Raw genomic sequence first — 2,327 nt, forward strand, 5'->3', positions numbered from 1 at the left:
TGCACGACCGAGGGCGATCCCGAGCGGGAGCTGGCCGCCGTCCACCTCATGCGCGAGCAGCGCGCGTCGGCGGTGATCCTGATCGGCGGGGCGATCGACGACGACGCCTACCGCGCGCGAATGGCCCAGATCGCGCACTCGCTCGACGCGGCGGGCTCGCGGCTGGTCCTGTGCGGCCGGCCGCCGCTGGGTGACGGCATCCCCGCCACGGTCGTGGAGTACGACAACGAGTCCGGCGCCTACGGGGCGACCGCCCACCTGCTGGCCCGAGGCCACCGGCGGATACTCTTCCTCGGCGGGGAGCCGGCGTTCACTACGACCGCGGGCAGGCTCTCGGGATACCGGCGGGCGCTGGAGGACAACGGCGTGCCCGTCGATCCCGGGCTGATCGAGACGCAGGTGGAGTTCACCCGCGCGTCCGGGTACGAGCACGTGCGCAGGCGGCTGAGTTCGGGGCCGCCGTTCACCGCGATCTTCGCCGAGACGGACATCGTCGCGGGAGGCGCGATGGCCGCGATCTTCGAGGCGGGTCTGAGCGTGCCCGGGGACATCTCGCTCGTGGGCTACGACGACATACCGCTGGCGACGGACCTGCGGCCACAGTTGACGACCGTACGCGTGCCGTACGAGGAGCTGGGCCGCAGTGCCGTGCGCCTGGCGCTGGAGCTGAGGGAGGGACGGGCGAGCAGCGGCTCGGAGCAGCATGCCGTCTTCGGCACCCACGTCGTGGTGCGCCAGTCCGTGGCGCCACCCGCCCGCTAGGAGATCAGGCCCAGGCGGTGACGGCCGTGAAGGAGCTGTCGTCGCGGAATCCGGCCGTGCCGTCGTAGGCGTCCACCCAGAGCTCGTAGTTGCGATGCCGTAGGAAGCGGCCGGGGTAGCCGCTCGATTCGAGCCGCACCGAGCCGCTCGCGGTGCCGGGGACGGCGTAGAAGGTGGCGTCGGCCTTGAACACGGCCGTGCCGTCGTCGGCGGCCAGGCGTACCCGCCATCCGTAGTGGCGCAGGTACTGCCCGTTGGCGGCGCGCAGGGAGTAGCCGTTCGGCGCGGCGAGCCCCGGCACGATCGTGAAAGTGGCGTCCTGCCGGGTCTGGGCGTCGCTGGAGGCGCTCACCTCGTGCAGGTAGCCGAGGTTGTTCTGGTGCCTGATGTAGCGGGTGGGGTAGTTGACGGAGCGCAGCGACCTGGTCGTTCCCGTCGGGAGGGTGGCGGTGCCGGGAACCCTGGCGTGCGTGAGCGTGCCGAACCCGAGCTGGTCGAAGCCGCCGCTGTTGGGCCCGTAGTCGCCGCCGCCGCCCTCCGGCCGCACCTGGGCGACGAACGCGGCCGAGTACGGCATGGCCAGGCCGCGTCTGATCGCGTAGTGGTTGTAGACGGTCTCCCAGACGGGGCGCACCTCGCCCCGGCTCGCCGAGGAGATCGCGGTCTGCGTCTGCTGGGCGCAGTTCTGGCCGGTGCCCCAGGTGTAGGCGGTGAACGGCACGTCCTCGCCCAGGTTGTACTTGGCGATGTACTCACACGCCTGCATGAACCGGTTGCCGGCGTAGCCGTACAGGTCGATGCCCTGGTTCCAGGCCATCTCGCAGAAGGCGCCCATCTGGCCGACGCCCATCGTGGTGTGGCCCTGGTCGCGCCCGCTCTCCTGCCACTGCGCGAGCCCGCCGCCGTGCAGGAACGGGATGGCGTGCATGATCGAGCCGTTGCCCGCGCCCGTCTTGAAGTATGTGACGGCCCGGTCGATGAGGTCCTGGCGGTCGCAGAGCACGCCGATGGCCAGGATCGAGTTCATGGTGCACAGATCCCAGTTGGCCCAGTAGTTGGTGATGCAGGCGTCGTTGTGGTTGGTGAGGAAGCTCTCGTTGAGTGGGTGGAAGACGTTGAGCATCATTCGCTGGAAGCGGGCCAGGTCGAAGCCGCTGTAGCCGCGCATGATCTCGCCGACGTTGGCGAACTGGTATCCGTAGATGCCGGCGGCGAGGAACCGGTCGGCGTTGCCGGTGACCGTGGTGAGCGTGCCTGACCAGGCGTTGAGGATGTCGCGCGCCTTGTCGCCGTGCGCGGTGCTGCCGCTGACCTTCCAGCGCAGCGCGTTCTGGTAGGCGGCGTGGATGTCGTTGTAGAGGATGCCGTAGTTCTGCCCGTCGCCACCGCGGATGATCGTCGCCTGCGGGTTGGGGGTCCAGGTGCTCTGGGAGTGGGAGTTGGCCACGAGCCTGTCCCAGCCCGCCTTCCACGGCTGGGCTCCGGCGTTGACCATGGAACGCATGCGGTCGAAGTCGGCCTGGGTGTGCAGCAGGCCGGGGTGACTGGCCGCGGCGGCGGGTTCG

2 protein-coding genes are annotated in these 2,327 nt (G+C 70.1%); one reads left to right on the forward strand and one right to left on the reverse strand.

Annotated elements, in window-relative coordinates:
* On the forward strand, nucleotides 1–762 hold a 762-nt coding region (locus AB0J09_RS62585; RefSeq protein WP_360713703.1), incomplete at its 5' end, for a substrate-binding domain-containing protein.
* 4 nt (nucleotides 763–766) lie between these two features.
* On the opposite strand, the gene AB0J09_RS62590 is transcribed toward AB0J09_RS62585, so the two are convergent.
* The coding region (locus AB0J09_RS62590; protein WP_360713705.1) for an AbfB domain-containing protein at nucleotides 767–2,327 on the reverse strand (1,561 nt) is incomplete at its 5' end.

This window comes from Nonomuraea sp. NPDC049784, assembly GCF_040659615.1.
GTDB lineage: Bacteria > Actinomycetota > Actinomycetes > Streptosporangiales > Streptosporangiaceae > Nonomuraea.